15 protein-coding genes are annotated in these 16,539 nt (G+C 72.2%); 6 read left to right on the forward strand and 9 right to left on the reverse strand.

Annotated elements, in window-relative coordinates; translation table 11 throughout:
- Nucleotides 1-349: 349 nt before the first annotated feature.
- Both MM438_RS16540 and MM438_RS00010 read left to right on the forward strand, forming a co-directional pair.
- Nucleotides 350-655, forward strand: a complete 306-nt coding sequence (locus tag MM438_RS16540) for a hypothetical protein (RefSeq protein ID WP_241449203.1) — start codon at nucleotides 350-352, stop codon at nucleotides 653-655.
- Nucleotides 652-1,371 carry an ABC transporter substrate-binding protein gene (locus tag MM438_RS00010; RefSeq protein WP_338155555.1) on the forward strand — a complete coding sequence of 240 codons (720 nt, stop codon included), beginning with the start codon at nucleotides 652-654 and terminating at the stop codon, nucleotides 1,369-1,371. Before MM438_RS16540 ends, MM438_RS00010 begins: the two co-directional genes overlap by 4 nt.
- A 24-nt stretch (nucleotides 1,372-1,395) precedes the next feature.
- Here the strand turns inward: MM438_RS00010 and MM438_RS16070 are convergent, their stop codons facing one another.
- From MM438_RS16070 to amiA, 7 genes are all read right to left on the reverse strand, one after another.
- Complete coding sequence (locus MM438_RS16070) at nucleotides 1,396-1,761, reverse strand: ATP-binding cassette domain-containing protein (protein WP_338155481.1); 366 nt, start codon at nucleotides 1,759-1,761, stop codon at nucleotides 1,396-1,398.
- Nucleotides 1,698-4,907, reverse strand: coding sequence for an ATP-binding cassette domain-containing protein (locus tag MM438_RS00015; protein ID WP_277627892.1), 3,210 nt, complete (start codon nucleotides 4,905-4,907; stop codon nucleotides 1,698-1,700). The genes MM438_RS16070 and MM438_RS00015 overlap by 64 nt, the downstream gene beginning before the upstream one ends.
- A complete protein-coding gene (locus MM438_RS00020) occupies nucleotides 4,904-6,025 on the reverse strand; it encodes a hypothetical protein (RefSeq protein ID WP_241449205.1) in 1,122 nt (373 codons plus the stop codon). Before MM438_RS00020 ends, MM438_RS00015 begins: the two co-directional genes overlap by 4 nt.
- A 7-nt stretch (nucleotides 6,026-6,032) precedes the next feature.
- Nucleotides 6,033-7,427, reverse strand: coding sequence for a YcaO-like family protein (locus MM438_RS00025; protein WP_241449206.1), 1,395 nt, complete (start codon nucleotides 7,425-7,427; stop codon nucleotides 6,033-6,035).
- On the reverse strand, nucleotides 7,424-8,482 hold the full coding sequence (locus MM438_RS00030; RefSeq protein ID WP_241449207.1) for a CocE/NonD family hydrolase: 1,059 nt from the start codon (nucleotides 8,480-8,482) through the stop codon (nucleotides 7,424-7,426). The genes MM438_RS00025 and MM438_RS00030 overlap by 4 nt, the downstream gene beginning before the upstream one ends.
- Entirely contained in the window at nucleotides 8,479-9,168 is a 690-nt protein-coding gene (locus MM438_RS00035; RefSeq protein ID WP_241449208.1) for a hypothetical protein, read from the reverse strand. Before MM438_RS00035 ends, MM438_RS00030 begins: the two co-directional genes overlap by 4 nt.
- Nucleotides 9,169-9,252: 84 nt before the next feature.
- Nucleotides 9,253-9,354 carry a streptamidine family RiPP gene (gene amiA / locus MM438_RS00040; RefSeq protein WP_241449209.1) on the reverse strand — a complete coding sequence of 34 codons (102 nt, stop codon included), beginning with the start codon at nucleotides 9,352-9,354 and terminating at the stop codon, nucleotides 9,253-9,255.
- A gap of 124 nt (nucleotides 9,355-9,478) precedes the next feature.
- On the opposite strand from amiA, the gene MM438_RS00045 reads away from it, so the two are divergent.
- From MM438_RS00045 to MM438_RS00060, 4 genes are all read left to right on the forward strand, one after another.
- Nucleotides 9,479-10,687 (forward strand): NHL repeat-containing protein, encoded by a 1,209-nt coding sequence (locus tag MM438_RS00045; protein ID WP_241449210.1) that lies wholly within the window; start codon nucleotides 9,479-9,481, stop codon nucleotides 10,685-10,687.
- Nucleotides 10,684-12,447, forward strand: a complete 1,764-nt coding sequence (locus tag MM438_RS00050; protein ID WP_241449211.1) for a prolyl oligopeptidase family serine peptidase — start codon at nucleotides 10,684-10,686, stop codon at nucleotides 12,445-12,447. The genes MM438_RS00045 and MM438_RS00050 overlap by 4 nt, the downstream gene beginning before the upstream one ends.
- 87 nt (nucleotides 12,448-12,534) lie before the next feature.
- Complete coding sequence (locus tag MM438_RS00055) at nucleotides 12,535-12,855, forward strand: nucleoside/nucleotide kinase family protein (protein ID WP_241449212.1); 321 nt, start codon at nucleotides 12,535-12,537, stop codon at nucleotides 12,853-12,855.
- Between the two features lie 298 nt (nucleotides 12,856-13,153).
- Complete coding sequence (locus MM438_RS00060) at nucleotides 13,154-13,993, forward strand: trypsin-like peptidase domain-containing protein (RefSeq protein ID WP_241449213.1); 840 nt, start codon at nucleotides 13,154-13,156, stop codon at nucleotides 13,991-13,993.
- Between the two features lie 182 nt (nucleotides 13,994-14,175).
- Here MM438_RS00060 and MM438_RS00065 read toward each other — a convergent pair whose 3' ends face one another.
- Both MM438_RS00065 and MM438_RS00070 read right to left on the reverse strand, forming a co-directional pair.
- Nucleotides 14,176-14,622: a GNAT family N-acetyltransferase gene (locus tag MM438_RS00065; protein ID WP_338155556.1), complete on the reverse strand. Its 447-nt coding sequence runs from the start codon at nucleotides 14,620-14,622 to the stop codon at nucleotides 14,176-14,178.
- Between the two features lie 151 nt (nucleotides 14,623-14,773).
- Nucleotides 14,774-16,528, reverse strand: coding sequence for a DNA/RNA helicase domain-containing protein (locus MM438_RS00070; RefSeq protein ID WP_241449214.1), 1,755 nt, complete (start codon nucleotides 16,526-16,528; stop codon nucleotides 14,774-14,776).
- Nucleotides 16,529-16,539: the final 11 nt, after the last annotated feature.

The raw sequence follows: 16,539 nt of genomic DNA on the forward strand, positions 1-16,539 counted from the left end.
CGGCGGCGCCCGTCCTGATCCTCGACGAGCCGACGAACCATGCGGACCTGGGCTTCCAGCATGAGCTTCTCCACCTGGTCACCCACCGGGGCGCCACCGTCCTTGCCGCCCTGCACGACGTCAACCTGGCTCTGACCTATTGCCGCCGGGCCGTGGTTCTCGACCAGGGGACGGTATGCGCGGAGGGTCCCGTGGAGTCCGTCCTGACTCCAGCCGTGGTGGACCAGGTGCTCCGGGTGTCGTCTCGTGCCCTGCCGGACCCGCGCGGTGGCACCGTCCTCTCCTTCCGTCGACCCTCTACCCCTACTCGGACCGACCCTGTCCATGAGTTGATCGGAGCGCAGAGCCCATGACGTCCACCTACGACCGCCTGCTGGCGAGGCGATCTCGATGCTTCGGCGCTGTCGCGCTCGCCGGGATCTCGATCCTGCTGACCGGGTGCGGCGGCGCGGTCACCCCCACCGGGTCGTCGGCCTCCTTGCAGGGAGGCCGCTCCCACGTGACCATGTGCGGCAAGGCCGCCACCTATCCCGCTACCGTTCGACGGATCGTCGCTCTCAACCCGGGTCAGGCCGACCTGGTTGCTCGGTGGGGGCCGGGCGTGCCGTCGTGGGTGTCGCCCAGACGGACGGCCAGCCCGTCCCGCCGTCGGTGAGCTCGGCCGGCGGCAACCCGCGTGTGCTCAGCACCATGGGCCCCCCGGCGCGTGAGGCTCTCCTGGCCGCCCAGCCCGATCTCGTGCTCTCGCCGACGACATACGAGTTCACCGGTGAGAAGGGCTATGCCACGCAGGAGCAGCTCAAGGCAGCGGGGGCATCGACGTATGTCGCGGCGGCCGGCTGCCCCGCTCGCCGATCCACGGCCGAGGTGACCGACCTGCTGAGCGACATCGACGCGCTCGGTGCGATCCTGCACGTCCAGCCGGCCGCTGCCGAGCTGCGTCGCCAGGCCGAGGCACAGCTGCGGGCCGCTGCTGACCGGGCTCGCGGCAAGCCGCAGCCGACCATGGCTCAGCTCTTCGTCGAGGGGGACACCATCACGGCCATCGGTGCCGGGGTCGAGCACAGCATCGGCAAGGCCGCCGGTGGCCGCAGCGTGTTCACCCCCCAGGACCCGGCCTTCGCGTCCTTCTTCGCCGCAGAGGTCTCCCGCGAGACGCTGCTTGCGAAGAATCCCGAGGTCATCGTCTTCGGGACCACCGGACCCGAGCACGAGCGTCGCACCCGGGAGTGGCTGCGCCGGAATCTGCCTGACATCAAGGCTGTGCGTGCCAGCCGGCTCGTGGGCATCCCTGCGGCCCAGCTGCTGCCCGGCACCTGGGGCAATCTTGACGCCGTGACGACCATCAACGCCGCGCTCTACCCGGGCTGAGGACTGTCCGGGGCGAAGCCTCCTTCAGGACCACCGCACGACGCGATGACAGGTGGCGAGGGTCCGCTCCCGGTGGCTGATGACCAGGACGGTGCACCCGAGCCGGGACACCGCAGTCATCACCGCGTCTTCGGCGGCGGCGTCCAAGGAGGCCGTCACCTCGTCGAGGACCAGGATCGCAGGATCCAGCAGCAGCGCCCGGGCCAGGCAGACCCGCGCTCGCTCGCCTCCGGACAAGGTTGCCCCGCCCTCGCCCAGGAGGGTGTCCAGGCCGTCGGGGAAGGTCGCCCGCGTCAGGGGCAGGCCGGCTCGTGACAGGGCGTCGGTCAGCTCCTCCGGCGATGCCTGCCACGCGCCGAGGCGCAGGTTGTCGGCCAGGGTCCCGTGCACCAGGGGGGCGTCCTGCTCGACCAGCTGCACCACTCGTGGCCGTTCGTCGTCCGGGATCCGGGCCGGGGTCGCCCCGCGACGAGCACCAGGCCCTCGTCCTGCTCCCACAGGCCCACGAGCAGCCGCGCCAAGGTGGACTTCCCGATGCCCGACGGGCCCGCGATGCCCACATGCTCCCCCGCGCCCAGGTCGAGGTCGGGCACCCGCACCCGGGACCGGTCGCCGAGCCTGACGACCGCCCCACGCGTGACCACGGCTCGCCGGTCCGCCTCCGCCGGCACCTCTGGGACGTGGTCGTCCCCCACGGCGGGAGCAGACGCGTCGCAGCCCAGGTCGATGCCGTCGGCCACCCGGCGGGCGCAGGCCCGGTGCGGCTGCAGACGGGCCGTGGTGGCGATCGCCTCCGCGACCGGCGCCAGCACCGTCAGGGCCCCTGCCAGCAGGCACGGCAGCCACACCGGGTCCGTCCCCGGCTGCGCCCAGGCGGCGAGGAGCAGCGCGACGGCGGTAGCCACCACGACGGCTTCCCGGGCCGTGGTCCCCAGTGCCTCCAGCAGGCGGATGCGGCGCGCCGGCACGTCCATGTGCTCCGCCAGGGCCGACAGGTCGGTCACAGCCTGCTCGCGCCGGCCCAGGACCAGGATCTCTCTCGTGCCAGCCAGGAGGTCGACGACCGTCGAGGACAGGTCCGCCAACCTCGCCTGCTGCGCCTCGCCCCACCGGTCCCCCCGGCCCTGGACCGCGACCGTCACCAGGGCCAGCAGGGAGGTGCCCAGCAGCAGGACCACCGCCATGGCGGGAGAGAGCAGAGCGAGCAGCGGCACCGCCACCAGCACCAGCACGGCGGCGGCCGCCAGCTGGGCGACGGTATGCGCGTAGAAGAACTCGAGCCGTTCGACGTCGGACATCGCCGTGGCCGCCAACCGGCCGGAGTGCACGGCGCGTCGTGACGGCACCCCGCGGGCGTAGCCGTCATACAGGGCCATCCGCAGCCGGGCCAGCACCCGGTAGGCCACGTCGTGAGAGATGTCCATCTCGTGCCAGGTCAGCACCGGCCGCACGAGGGCCAGCAGGACGGCAGCCACCCACCATCCCGGACCGTCGACCCGGCGGTCCACGACGGCGGTGGCGACGAGGTGGGCCGTGGCCACCGACAGGCCCACGAGAGAGACGGCCGCGGCCAGGTCCACCACCGTGGTCCAGGCCAGCGCTGCTCGCTCCGGACGCAGGTGGGGCAGCAGGCGGGCCATGTCCTGGACGGTCGATCGGCCCCCGGTCGTCCCGGGCCCCTCCAGCGCCGCCCGGCCCTGCTTGTCGTCACCGCCGACGGGTGCGGGGACGCCGGTCCCCGCAGGGACACCGTCGTCCACCGGGACGTCGGATCCGCTCGACTCCTCGGCCGGGACCTCGACGACCTTGCCCTCCTCGAGGCGCAGGACCAGGTCGGCGGCGGCCAGGGCCTCGGGGCGATGGGCGATCATCACCACGATCGCACTCCGGGACCGGGTCCGCAGCGTGGCGAGGACCTGACGCGAGGCCCCCTCGTCCAGGGCGCTGGTGGGCTCGTCCAGCAGCAGGAGGTCGGCCCGGGCGAGCAGGGCTCGGGCGACCGCCAGGCGCTGACGCTGCCCGCCCGACAGGTCGTGCCCTGCCTCCCCGATGCGGGTGGCCAGCCCGTCGGGCCAGCCTCGCACCGTCCCGGCAAGCCCCACGGACTCGAGCGCCTCCCACAGCTCTGCCTCCGGGGCGGAGGGGTTGCTCGTGCGCAACGTCTGCGCCACCGTCCCGGGGAAGAGGTAGGAGCGCTGGGACACCACGGCGACGTGGTCCGGGCGCCGGACCGACCCCCGCTGGGGCTGGAGCAGACCGAGAGCCAGGTCGAGCAGCGTCGACTTGCCGGAGCCCGAGGGGCCCGTGAGGGCGACCAGCCGGCCGGGCCGCAGCGCGAGCGTGGCACCGCGCAGGACGGGGACTTCCGGGCCGTAGCTGAACTCGACGTCCTCCAGGACGAGCTCGCGGACCTCCTGGCCCGCGAGCGGGCTCGGCTCGGCGGCCGGTCGCCCGGCGCAAGCCGTGGGCGACGCCACGGCGGACGACCCGGGATGCAGCGCGGCGTCCAGGCTGTCCAGGGCCGACAGCCCCAGGTAGCCGGCGTGCCAGGCCCGTGCCAGGTCACGCACGGGTCGGAAGGCCTCCGAGGCCAGCAGCAGCACCAGGTAGGGCTGAGCCGTCTCGCCACCGCCGGGGCCGAGGCCGACCGCGTGCAGCGCTGCCAGACCTGAGGCCAGCAGCAGACCCGCCTGGATGCCGAGATCGATCAGCCCGGTGTCCAGCAGCGACAGCCGCATCGTCGAGACCGTGTCGCGGTGCAGGGCGTCCGAGCGCGCCGCGAGGGCCGCCCGACGACGGTGCACCGCGCCCAGCACCCGCAGCGTCGGCATGACCCGCAAGGACTCCAGGTGGTCTGCGCTCAGGGCCTCGTAGCTGTCCCAGTGGCTGCGCCCACGCCGCAGGAGAAGCCGGCGCCAGGCGCGCGGCCCCAGGACGGCCACCGCGATGCACGCCGCGAGAGCCGCCGCAGCCCAAGGATCCAGCACCGCGAGCACCACGAGGATCACCGGGCACAGGCACCAGACCTGCAGCGCCGCCGGGATGTAGGTGCTGGCGTAGGCATCGACCCCCTCCACCCCCTCGGTGAGCGCCAGCCGGCGGGCGCCCATCCGGTCGGACGCGTCATACAGCCGAGCCGGGGTCAGCAAGGACCGCAGGACCTGCTCTCGCAGGCATCCACGCACCGCCGCACCCAGACGGGCCGCCGCGCGCGCCTGCGCCAGGACCAGCAGTGCCCGCGTCATCAGGCAGGCCAGCACCCCGGCCACAGGTCCCCAGACGTCCTGCGCAGCCGTTGCCCCCCGCGCCGCGCCCGCGACCCGGGCCAGGGTCAGGGCCAGGCAGATCGCCTGGACCCAGTAGGTGACGGTGACCCCCAGCTGGAGCAGCACGGTCGCGCCGAGCCGTCGAGGATGCCGCGCAGCCAGCCGCCACAGGCGGACGTCGACGGCGCGGGCGACGAGCCTGGTGATCGGTGGATCGGACCGCTCCTCTGCAGCGAGCGGAGCCGGAGCCTCGACGGCGGGGCTGATCATGCGTCCTCCAGGACGAGGGCGTGGCTGACGTGGCCGTGGACCGGGCCGTGGACCCACCCGGACACGGGGCGCCCGCCCCGTCCGGTGGCCAGGGCACGGGTCAGGTCGAGGGCGGCCTGGTGGTGGGCCTGCCACTGCTGGGCCGGGTCAGGCTCGGCGTGGTAGAGCCGGACCGTGCGGCAGCCGTCGATCCAGTGCTGCCCGGAGCACCACGGTCCCAGCGGTGGCCGACCGTGCGCGGTGCCAGCGCCGCCGGCTCGGGTGCGGTCGGTCAGGCTGCGGGGATCCGGGCTGCGCCGGGTGCGGAGCACGGCGTACGACAGGGGCGGTGGCGGCTCCTGCGGCAGAGGTGGAGGTCGGTCGACACCGAGCTCGACGATGCCGGGGATCCAGGAAGGGGCAGGTGTGTCCAGCCCGACGGGGAGGGCGATGCCCAGCGGGTCCGCATCGCCCTCGACTCCCGTGTCCGGGTCGGTGGTGCCGGCACGGATCTCGACCGCCAGCAGGGCGGTCTCCGGGGCGGATCCCGGCCACACGAGGGACCAGGTGTCCACGTCGGGCAGGCCGACGGCCTGCGCGAGGGCGGCGGCATCGGCACGGACGGTCTGCCAGGGCACGCCGGCGCCCGTCAGACCCGCCCTGAGCAAGGCGTAGGCATAGGCCGCGTCACCGATGACGCATGGTGCTGCGCGATGGTGGTAGCGCGCCGCCGTGCGCCGCGGCAGCGCGGTCAGGGTCACCCTGGCCCGGCCCGGTGCGGTCGCACCCCGTTCCGGGCCGGAGGCGCGCCGGGTGAACGACCCGGTGTCGGGGTCGAGCACGTGGTGCCCGACGGGCAGGTCGAAGCCACGTCCGCACGCCACGTGCCACTGCACGGGCTGGCACGCGCCGGCGGAGGGTGCGCCCCGGCGCCTGAGGCGGGTGGGCCGGCCCGTCCCGGGCTCGAGGTGGTGGTCGGGTCCCCAGCCGAGGATCCGGACCAGCTTCCCGAGCGGGGCCTCGCATCCGCTGCCAGGGCGTACGGCGGGTCCGAGCCACCGGTTCGCGCGGGGACCGGGGTGCGTCATGGGTCCGGGAGAGAGCGCAGTGAAGGCCCGGTCGTCCGTGGGAGAGGTCATCGCATCCTCACATGTGCGGTGCGGGGGCCAGGGTCAGGTCGTCCGGCCCGGCGGGGACGGGACGGCCCCAGGACCGGGCCGCCTGCGCGAACCGCGGCATGCCGTAGTAGGCGAACGCGGCTGGGGCGTTGGGGACCAGGTCGCCCACGAGGACCCGGGCCACGCGCAGCCCCGTGGGGGCGATGTCCGGGGTCGTGAGGTCATGGACGACGACCCGGTGCCCGGCCTCTGCCAGCCGGCGGCGCAGGATGGAGGCCGGCACCGGGGACACCTCGGTCAACGACCCCGTCCCGAGCGACGGCTGCGTGAACCTGCCTGCGAGGTGGTGGAGCCGAGGGTCCTGCCACAGCTGGACGTGGGCGCCCAGGTCTCGGACCAGGCGCAGCTGGTCCCCTGCGCTGTCCAGGTAGCGTCGGTCGCTCCGGTGCTCCAGGTGCAGGCCTTTGGCCATGAGGCCCGCCTCGACGGCCTGGTAGACCCACCCGTCGGCCTCGACGGTGCCCAGCGTGTAGATCCAGGTGTGCACCGCCTCCAGAACCGCTTTGCGGGCGGCCTCGGCCGGGTCTGCCTTGGCCGAGAAGCCTGCGGCATACACGTCCGTGAGGGGATCGTGGACCAGGGCCGCGAAGGCCGGTGCTAGGTCGGAGGGCATCACCACGACCCAGAACCGCAGGTCACATCCCTGCATGGCCTCGGTCAGCCCGGGCACGGTGGCTGGATCGATCCCGCGGGCAGGGCCGTCCAGGTGCCACCACAGCTCGAGGGCGTCCCTCTCGACGACCTCGAAGAGTGCCCGGTCGATCGCGTCGGCCAGACCCTGACCGGTCGCGATGCCGGCGTAGTTGAGATGGTGCACCCTGGGCAGGTGGCGGTAGCGGCGCAGCCGCCAGTTCAGGTGCACCAGGCTGGACGGCGCCCACACCTGCGGGCCGGCACCCCGGGCAGCCAGGTCGGGATGGTCCTCGGCGCAGGGTACCCACAGGGTCGGGGTGTCCTGCGTGAGGTCGGTGCACTCGAACCCCGGGCGGGCGAGCTGCCAGTCCGCGAACCGTGGCAGCGTCTCGAGGTCGATCACCTCCAGGCCCTCGGCACGCAGCTCCCGTGCGGTCCCCTGGCGCAGACCCTCGCCCCCGGGAGGAAGGTGGTTGCCGCAGTACCTCTCGCAGGCCTCGCCGACCGCGGCCATCCAGGCGCCTTGGGCGTCGCCGAAGGTCGTTCCGAGCGATACCCGATCGGCGGGCCACTCGCCGAGGCGGCGTGCGTCGGACACCTCTGCGGTCAGGGATGTGTAGGCCTGTGGTGCCCGCTCGGGAGTGAGGACCTCACGCACTCGGCGGATGATCCCGCACTGCTCGTCGACGAGGGCGTCCAGGGGCCAGGCCTGGCGGTCGGTGATGCTCATGCAGCTCTCCTGGGGGAGGTGGGGATCCATCCGGAGCGGGGGTCCAGGCGCAGCCAGGTCTGCAGCCGCCGCGCTTGGAGGGTGGTGGGGTGGTACGCGGCTGCCGCTTCGGCCCAGGCCGTGACGACAGGCATCAGTCCGCCCCAGGTGCGCAGCGCGGCCCTGACCGGGTGGTCCTGGGCCAGCTCGGTGCCCATCCCATGGCCCCAGTCACCCGTGACCAGGGATGCCGGGCCGGGCCACGATCCGGCGAGCAGCCGCGCGTCCTCGGCGAAGAAGTCGTGGTCGCCGGTCACCACCAGGACAGGCAGGTTCATCGGCGACCACCGGGCGACGGGGTCAGGCCGGGGTGCGTCCCAGAGCCGTCGCCACAGCACGGGCAGGTCCGCCTGCGCGGTGGCAGCCGTTGACCGGGGCAGGACGGCGAGGATCTCCGGCGGCAGGTCGTCCAGCACCGATCGGACGCCGCCCTGCTCGGCCCGGGCGCACAGCAGGTCGAGGGCGGCCGGGGACACGGGCGGACCTGAGACCCGTCCGCACCCGTGCTGCAGCCACCACCCGAGGCGGTCTCGCACGCGGGGGGTCCCGTCGGGGGCATGCGCGGTGTCCCACAGCCCGAGCGCCGGCACCATGGCCACGATCCCGGCCGGCCTGGGTCCGCCTGTTCGGGTCAGCACCCTGGCGGCCTCGAGGGCGGCATGGGCGCCGTACGACGAGCCGCTCAGCAACAAGGCACCCTGCACCCGCCCGGCCGTCGCCAGCGCGCGTACGGTGTCGGCTCCGTCCGATCCTTCGTGCTCGTAGGGGATCCACCGCCCGCCAGATCCGTGGCGGCCTCTCACGTCCTGGACGTAGGCGTGGTATCCCGCGCGGGCCCAGCTCGACGCCTCGGGCACGAGCCTCGACGCGTCGTAGGGGGTCCGGATCAGCACGGTGCCGCGAGCCCGCTCGGGGCAGGACGGCACGTGCAGGGTGCGCAGCGTGGTGCCGTCGCCGGCGACGACGTCGATCAAGGTCGCATCGGTCGGGGTCGCATCGGTCGAACGAGTTCTCATGGAAGCGGCTCCGTCTCGGGCACCCGCAGCACGGGGTGCTCGCTGCGACGCAGGGGGGTCATCTCCAGCCGGAACAGCAGGCTCGGTCCGCGGGTGGGAACCTGGTGGAGAAGGTCCAAGCAGGATTCCAGGACGTGCGCGGCCGCCAGCGCCGCGGCGACTGGTGGCAGGTCGAGGAGCGGGTCGCCGCCCACCTCGTGCCAGGTTCGTGCGAGGTGCTCGGGTGCGGGGCTGGCCGCCATCCTCCGGGCGCGCACGTCGACGGCCCGGACGGCGCGCGGATCTGACGGGTCGGCGAGCGGGTGGACGAAGAGCACATCGTCCTCGCGGTGAACCCGCACGACCGCGAGACCGGCCGCCAGGTCCGCGTCCGCGATGTCCTCGTCGTCCTGGTTGCGGATGGCGTGCAGGGCCAGGGTGAGCGAGGCGTCGGCAGGGGCGGCACAGGTGCGGTCGGTGACCTCCTGCGGGCTGCCCACCTGCGCGAGCGCGCTCAGGGCGGGGCCGAAGATCTGCGGTGCGTCCCCACGGACGCGGATCCCGGCTCGCTGAGGACGCCGACGTGCGGCGCGCTGCGCGAGAACCTCGTCCACCTGAGCGGTCGAGGCTTGGGGGGCGATGCGAAGGAAGGCTCCGTCGGCCGCGCGGACGACACGCGACCCGGACGAGGGGGGACTCGTCGGCATGAAAGGTCCTCACAGCTCATGAGCACGGTCTCGGTCAGGGCTGCGGGCCCGCAGCGACGTGGCCACGGGCCCGCAGCGAACGCGTCAGACCTCGAAGGGGTTCTCCACGAGGGCGTTCGAGTGCGACGCAGACAGGTGGGCCAGGTGCTCGGTCTCCTGGATCTCCACGGCGATGTCGTTCTCCATGGTGTTCTCCTCTCATTTCAGTGATGCAACGTCACCGAGGGTCGATGACTATCCGACCATAACTTTAATGAGTATCGTTCTCAACACTATGGGTTGTTCACAGGATCCACACACGACGCTCCTGGTGGTTGCCGACCAGCGCGCCCAGACCGTCCATACCTTCGATCCGCAGTCGGCCCGGTGGGAGACCGTTCTGACGGATACCGCTCTCGCCGAGCACGCCGGGCTGCTCCAGCTCCCGGACGGGCGGATCGCCTTCGTCGACGACGCGGCGGGGGAGCTGGTGCTGCTCACCCCCGGCTCCGGCCGAACGTCGGTGGAGCGGGTCCCGGTCGCCATCCCCGGAGAGCACCTGGCGTGCAGCCCCGACGGGCGCTGGCTTGCCGTGAGCACCGGGGCGGGAGACTCCTTCGAACCGAGCAGCGATCAGCTCACGCTCGTGGACCTGGCTGCTCCCGGGCGACCACGAGCGCGGCGGGTCCGTACCCGGGTGGGTGAGCCGGGCATCGCGCTCACCGATCACGAGGTCCTGCTGCGTCATCGCGCGCCAGGGGCCGTCCAGGCGTTGGGGATCGTCGAGGTGGCTGCTGCAGGTCCACACGTGCCCCACCTCGACGGACAGGTCATCCACGAGGTGGGAGACGCAGGCCACGGGGATGCCTGGGACCCGATCAGCCGCTGCCTGCTGATCGCCACCGAGCGCGGGCTGGAACGATTCGCGGTGGAGGACGGCTCGCCTCGCCCCCTGGGGGTCGTTCCCTGGAACGCTGGGCAGAGCGGGACCAGCAGCGACGTGGGCCGGGCCTATTACCTGCGGTGCTGCCCCCGCCGACGGCTCGTCGCAGCTACGCTGCGCCGCGGCGGTGAGGATCCCCTGCGGTGGGACGACTGGGACAACCACCTGTGGGTCCATCACCTGGACACCGGACGTACCCACCTTGCACCCATCGGCCCCGGTCTGGTGTTCCGATGTGCCCTGACCCCCACCGCTCTGGTCACCACCCGCGTGCACCCGGACGGGGACGAGCTGATCGCACACGACCTGACCGACCTGAGATCGCGTGGGACATGGTCCCTGCCGCGACTGGCCCACGGCCCCCGCCGCGGGCACGAGCCCTGGGACGACGCAGACCGGCGATCGGTCGCTGCCTGTCCCGAGGCAGAGACCGTGCTCGTCACCCGCGGCGGCCACGGTCAGGTGCACCTGGTCGACGTCCACGCGCCGGGCACACCGCTACGTACCTTTGCCGCACCCAGCCCGCTGCGCGACGGCGGCCACGTGGGATGGTTCGCCGCGCCGTCCGCCGGCGGCCTCGACGGGATCGGTCGATGACGGCGGTCGGCTCGGCGGAGTGGTTCCTCGAGCAGATCCGTGAGATCGGCGCAGGCGCCAGGTGGTCCGTGCCGAGGCCGACGCCCTGGGGTCTGATGCACATCCACCGCCCAGCACGAGACGGCCGCGAGGCAGACGTCGGCGTATGGCGCAGCACCCGGTATCAGCTGGTCCACCAGGACCCTGGCCGGCTGGACCTGCCGGTCACCGATCCCGTGTCCATCCTGTCGGGAGGTGGAGCCTGCGCCGTCCTGGAGCGCGAGCCCGGCAGCGAGCGACGCGCCCTGCGCTGGGTCTGCGGCCCCGGACACCCGCCGGGTGACGTGCTGGCCCAGGGGATCTCGCCCACGACGAGACCCCTGCTGACGACGCAGGGCCAGGTCCTGCTGTGCCCTGAGCACCCCGACGGCGCCGTCCGGTCCTTGGCCACGACGGTCCACGAGGGCCGGACGCGGGTCGTCCTGGTGGAACGCACGACACGGAGCACCCGCATCACGCTCGTCCGGGAGCCCGACGAGCGTCCCGGGCGTCCGGCACCGGTCGTGGCCGAGCCGGCCGGCAGCCCGCTTCTCGACATACCGAGCTCGATCCCCACACACCTGGTGAGCAGCGGTCCGTTGCTGCACGTCGACGACCACCTGACGACCCCCGCCGGGGACATCATCTGGCGCCTGCCCGCCGGGCGCGTGTCCGCCGTCGTCCAGGAAGACCATCATCGTCGTCCCGACGGGCCGCCCACCGCCTCACCCGGCCCCCTCCTCGCCGTGACCCGGCAGGACGGTGAGCTGCAGGTCAGGCGCCTGCAGCCGGGCGACGATCCGACACCCCCGCTGTGGCGGGCCCCGCTGGGGACCGACCTGCGAGGCATGACGGTGCACGACGACCGTTCCCTGTGGCTGGTCACCCGCCGGGCAGAGGACCCGAGCCGGTTGGAACGCCTCGACCTCACCGCCGACATACCCCCTGCCCCTGCCCAGGGCTCGCCGGGGCAGTGCCTCCATGAACGCCGTCGCACCCCGGGCGACGAGGACACATCCGTGCCCTATGTCGTCACGGCCAGCCCTTGCGGCAGCAGGCGCGACGACCCGCCGGTGCTCCTGACCGTCTACGGCGGCTTCGGGGTCGAGCACTGGCCCGAGGCGGAACCCACCACAGCGGCCTGGACCAGAGCCGGTGGCCTCGTCGTCACGGCACAGGTCCGCGGCGGTGGCGAGCACGGCCCGGCCTGGCACGCCGCCGGCCGCGGCGAGCGCAAGCGTCGGGCGGTCCAGGACCTGCTCGCGATCATCCGCCACGTGGTGGCTGACGGACTCACCCGACCTGGCCGGATCATCCTGTGCGGCGCGTCCCACGGGGGCCTCGTCGCGCTGCTCGCCGCCCTGGACGAGGACACCCGGCACCCGGAGGTGGGCGGGGTCGCGGTGACCGCCCCGCTCCTCGACGTCCGCGATCTCTCCAGACACGGGAACGGTCGCTTCTGGGCCGACGAGTTCCCGCGCTCGGGTGCAGGCCGAGCAGCCGTGTCACCTCTGCACGTCGTGGCCTCCGCTGACACACCCCTGCCACCCCTGTGGCTCGCGTCCATGGGGCGCGACGAGCGAGTCGCCGACGACGCGAACGACTTCGCCCGCCGATGGGCCCGACGCGGTCACGTCACCCACATCCGCGAAGCGGATTCCGCCCACGTGACCCCCGACCTCGACCAGCTCGACAGCCGCGCGGCCCACATGCTCTCCTTCGCATGGAACTGCACCCGATAGCCAGGACAGCGAGATTCCCCCGCCGTCCATCCCAGGCAGCGGGAAGTGTTCGCCGGGCCTGTCGCTCGTGTCTCTGCCAGGACTGCCTTGGAAGCCCGGGCCGCAGGCGTCGTCGCCCCGGCCGTCGATCCCCGGCCCGACACGGTCGTGCTGGTGGACGGCATCTTCCGGCACCGTCCCGAGCTGCGGGATGTCTGGGACGCCTCGATCGGGGTGGAGTTGCCCATCGCCGCCTCGGTACCCCGCGGCTACGCCCGTTACCTCGGGGAGCACGACCCCGACCCGGAGGCCCCCAGAAACCACCGGTATGTCGGAGGGCAGCGGCTCTACCTCGCCGAGGCGGACCCTCGCGCAGCCGCCACCTGGGTCCTGGACAGCACCGACCTCGACGCGCCACGCCTCGTCTGAGACGCGTGGCGGCGAAGAAGCGCTCTCCGCTCGTGCCGGAGGTGACGGCGCATCGTGTCAGCGGGACGTGCCACCCCTGACGGTGCCGGATCTCTCGGTCTCCGCCTCTGCGCCGGTGCGGCCTGAGATCCTCTGCCAGGCCGGGCAGATCTGGTGGTCACGATGTTGGTGGGCGGCTGTTTACCTTGTCCTGCAACGACATTCAGCGGGCGGAGTGGTGTCGGGGTAGGTCACGATGGGTGGTGCGGGTCACGCAGTGGCGGTGCGCCCGATCCCGATCCACGCTCGAGGAGACATCATGCGATCACCTGTCCTCGTCCATGCCGCATCGATCTGTCTGACCGCCGTCGGGGTGGTGGCTTCATCGCCGGTGGCTCAGGCCGCCGGGGGATTCGACGACTTCGACTCCACTGTCCGGATCCACAACTGCTCCGCGGCGCTGGTCCGGTTGCCCGGCTCGCAAGACCGCGACAAGGCGCTCGTGCTCACCAACGGGCACTGCGTGCCTGCGGGCCGCCTGAACGGCACCGAAGTCGTCGTGGATCAGGCATGGCCCTCCGGATCTGCGGATGCCCAGGTCATGTCCGGCAACGAGGGCCAGATGAGGGTGGTCCGCAAGATCAAGCTCGAGCGCATCGTCTACGCCACCATGAACCGCACCGACATCGCCGTCGTGCGGACCAACACCACCTACTCCCAGCTCGCCTCGGCGAACGTGCGTGTGCGTGCCCTGTCCACGACTCGGCCAGCTCCCGGCACGGCCGTCAACGTGCCGTCGGCATACTGGAAGACCGCCGGCCTCGGTTGCGCCGTCGATGCCATCGTTCCTGTGCTGCGCGAGGGCGACTGGACCTGGAACGATTCCATGCGGCTGGCCGGGGACAGCTGCACCGGGCTGCGTCCTGGCGCCAGCGGCTCACCGATGATCGATGACAGCTCCGGCGACATCGTCGGGGTCGTCAACACGGTGCAGACCGGCGACGGGTCTCCCTGCTCGGAGAACAACCCCTGCGAAGGCCGCAACGGCGTCACCGCACCCGCAGGTACCACCTATGGGCAGCAGACCTGGTGGGCCGCAGGTTGCTTCAAGGCGAGCGCCTTCAACCCCGGCCCCGCCTGCAAGCTCCCCCGTCCCTGATCTCTCGCCGGTCAGGTTCTCCTGCCGGCTCACGGTGGCCAGCCAAGACTGCCACAGGCTGCGCCCCGCCAGGCTGATCACCGTGAGCCGGCGAGCGGCAGGTGCTCGCCTGATCCAGGTCGAGACGACGCTGCCGGACCCGCAGGAGCACCGGCGCCGCGTCGAGGCGCGCCGGTCCGACATCAGCGGGCACCGGGCGCCCACGTGGGAGGAGGTCGAGCGTCGTGGACGACGACCACGAGATCGGGCAGGTGTCCGCCAGCGGAGAGGGCGCGATCACGACGACCTCCCGCGAGCCGTGGGACGTCGACGAGGTGCTCGCCGTCCCCGCCGAGCGGCAGCAGCAGGTCACGGACGGGTCGGGATCGAGCGGGCCTCGTCCCGCAGATCCGGTGGCTGGGCTGCGAGACTTCCTGCGTGCGTATGCCGGACGGGACGGTCATCAAGGTCGCCGCCACGAGGTCCGCGCGCACGAACCCGACCTTCTCGTAGACGTGCCGCGCCCGCGGGTTGACGTCGTAGACCTCCAGGCTGATCCGGTGCAGCCCCATCGTGGTGAGGCCGTGCTCGACGACCAGGCGGGTGGCCTCGGTGCCGCGCCCGCGACCGCGACCGGCCGACCCGATCAGAGTGCGGAAGCTGCGCGCGTGGTTGTCCTCGTCGCCACTCGTTCAGCACGACCTCGCCGACGAGCTGCCAGGTCGGAGGCTGTCTCGAGCAACAGGGCGGCAGACCGGCGAATGTGTCGGTCGTGCCCGTGGCCATGCCGCCAGGATGCTGTCAGGTCGAGGCCGCCCGCAGGAGGACCTCTCGCAGGGCCGGGTCGACGGCATACAGGTAGAGGCCGCGGACGCCACGCGTGAGCAGGACGTTGAGCTCGTTGCGCAGCAGCTCCTCGGCGATCGAGACCGTGGACCCGTCCGCGAGGGTGCGCCGCTGGGTGGCGTTCCGGTTGGCGCTGGCCTTCGGGTCGAAGACCACTCGCCCGTCGCGATAGGTCACGGACGGCCCGATGATCACCCCCGCGTAGTCGAGGTCGAAGCCCTGCACCGTGAAGGTGGACCCGACCTCCTCCAACGACCGAGGGCGTTCCGCCCAGGACAGGCCACGTGCATGGCGCGCCTCGGTCGCGGTGTACTCCACCTGCAGGTTCCAGGGCAGGCGGAAGTCATCCACGACGACGTCCCAGGTCTGTCCGCCGTCACGACGCTTCTCGACGAACTTCCAGTCGAAGGTGGCCGTCAGCCGCGAGAGCCCGTGGCCCTCATCGGTCGCCCGCTCCCGCACGGCGGCATACAGCTCGTGAGGGTCGTCGAAGACGACGACGTCATAACCGGGGTCGTGCGGGATGGGGTCCACCCGGCGGTCCTCGACAAGACCACGGATCCATCGATAGGTGGCCTCGGACGATGCCATACGCATCTGCTGGTCCAGCTCGATGACCTGGGTCGCGGACTCGCGCAGCGCCGCGAGCTGGTGGGGCTCCCAGTACTGGTTGGTGGCGACCATCTGCATCGGGTCGAAGATCGCCACCACGACGCGTGCCCGGGCCCGCAGGTCGGCCAGCATGTTCTTGCCCCGGTAGGACTGCTTGCCCTGCGTCCACAGCAGGTGGGCCTCGTCGACGAGCACCACGTCCACCGGCTCCTTGTCGACGGGGTGCCCGTTGATGAACCGGGTGGGCTTGGAGACCCGCTCGTGGGCGCGGCTCGACAGGCCGAGCTTGCGCGCGATCTGCTCGTAGACGGTCAGCTGCTGGTCGTGGTTGACGAGCAGCCTGGCGTCCAGGTCCTTGCGACCGACCGTCACGTCGTCGGCGACGTCGTCGACGAAGAGGTCGTAGAACAGGCTGCTGAGCAGCACCGTCTTGCCGGTGCCCGCGGAGCCCTCGACCAGGATCAGCCGGCCCGTGGACCTGGCGGCGCGCGCGTCCACGATCGCGTCATGGATCTGCGCCTTGGCCGCCAGCTGCTGCTGCGTCAGCTTGTGGAAGGGCGACGCCTTGAACAGGGCGGACTCACGGACGATCTTCTCGGTGGGGAAGAGTCGCTCGTCGTGCGCGCGCAGCTGCCGCCAGGTGTCGCGGAAGGTCTCGTCCAGCAGGTCGCGCCGGTAGTAGTCGTTCTGGGGATTGAACTGCCGGTTGTACAGGTGGTCCACTGCGTCGGAGCCTTGGAGCCAGTGCATCAGCCTGTTCTCGACGTCCAAGGTCATCGACTTGTGGAAGTGTTCGTGCCCGATCACGTACATCTGGGCGTCCGAGGCCGCTACGAGGCCGGACCACTCTTCACGGACGAGGATGTCGGCTCGCAGGTGTTGCACCGTGCGACTGCGTATGTCGGAGGTCTCGCCGACGTAGACGTCGTACTTGCCCGCCCCCGCGCCCTTGTGCACCACGTAGACGGTCGGGAAGTCGAGCAGGTGCGTGGCCACGGCCCTGTCCGCAGGAGAGGTGGCGCCTCGCAGCTCCTCGATCAGCGCGGTCAGCTCGACCTCGGTGAAGGGGATGCGCCTGACGAATGCCCGTGGAGTCACGTCGTCCCTCT

The organism is Arsenicicoccus dermatophilus (genome assembly GCF_022568795.1).
Classification (GTDB): Bacteria; Actinomycetota; Actinomycetes; order Actinomycetales; family Dermatophilaceae; genus Arsenicicoccus; species Arsenicicoccus dermatophilus.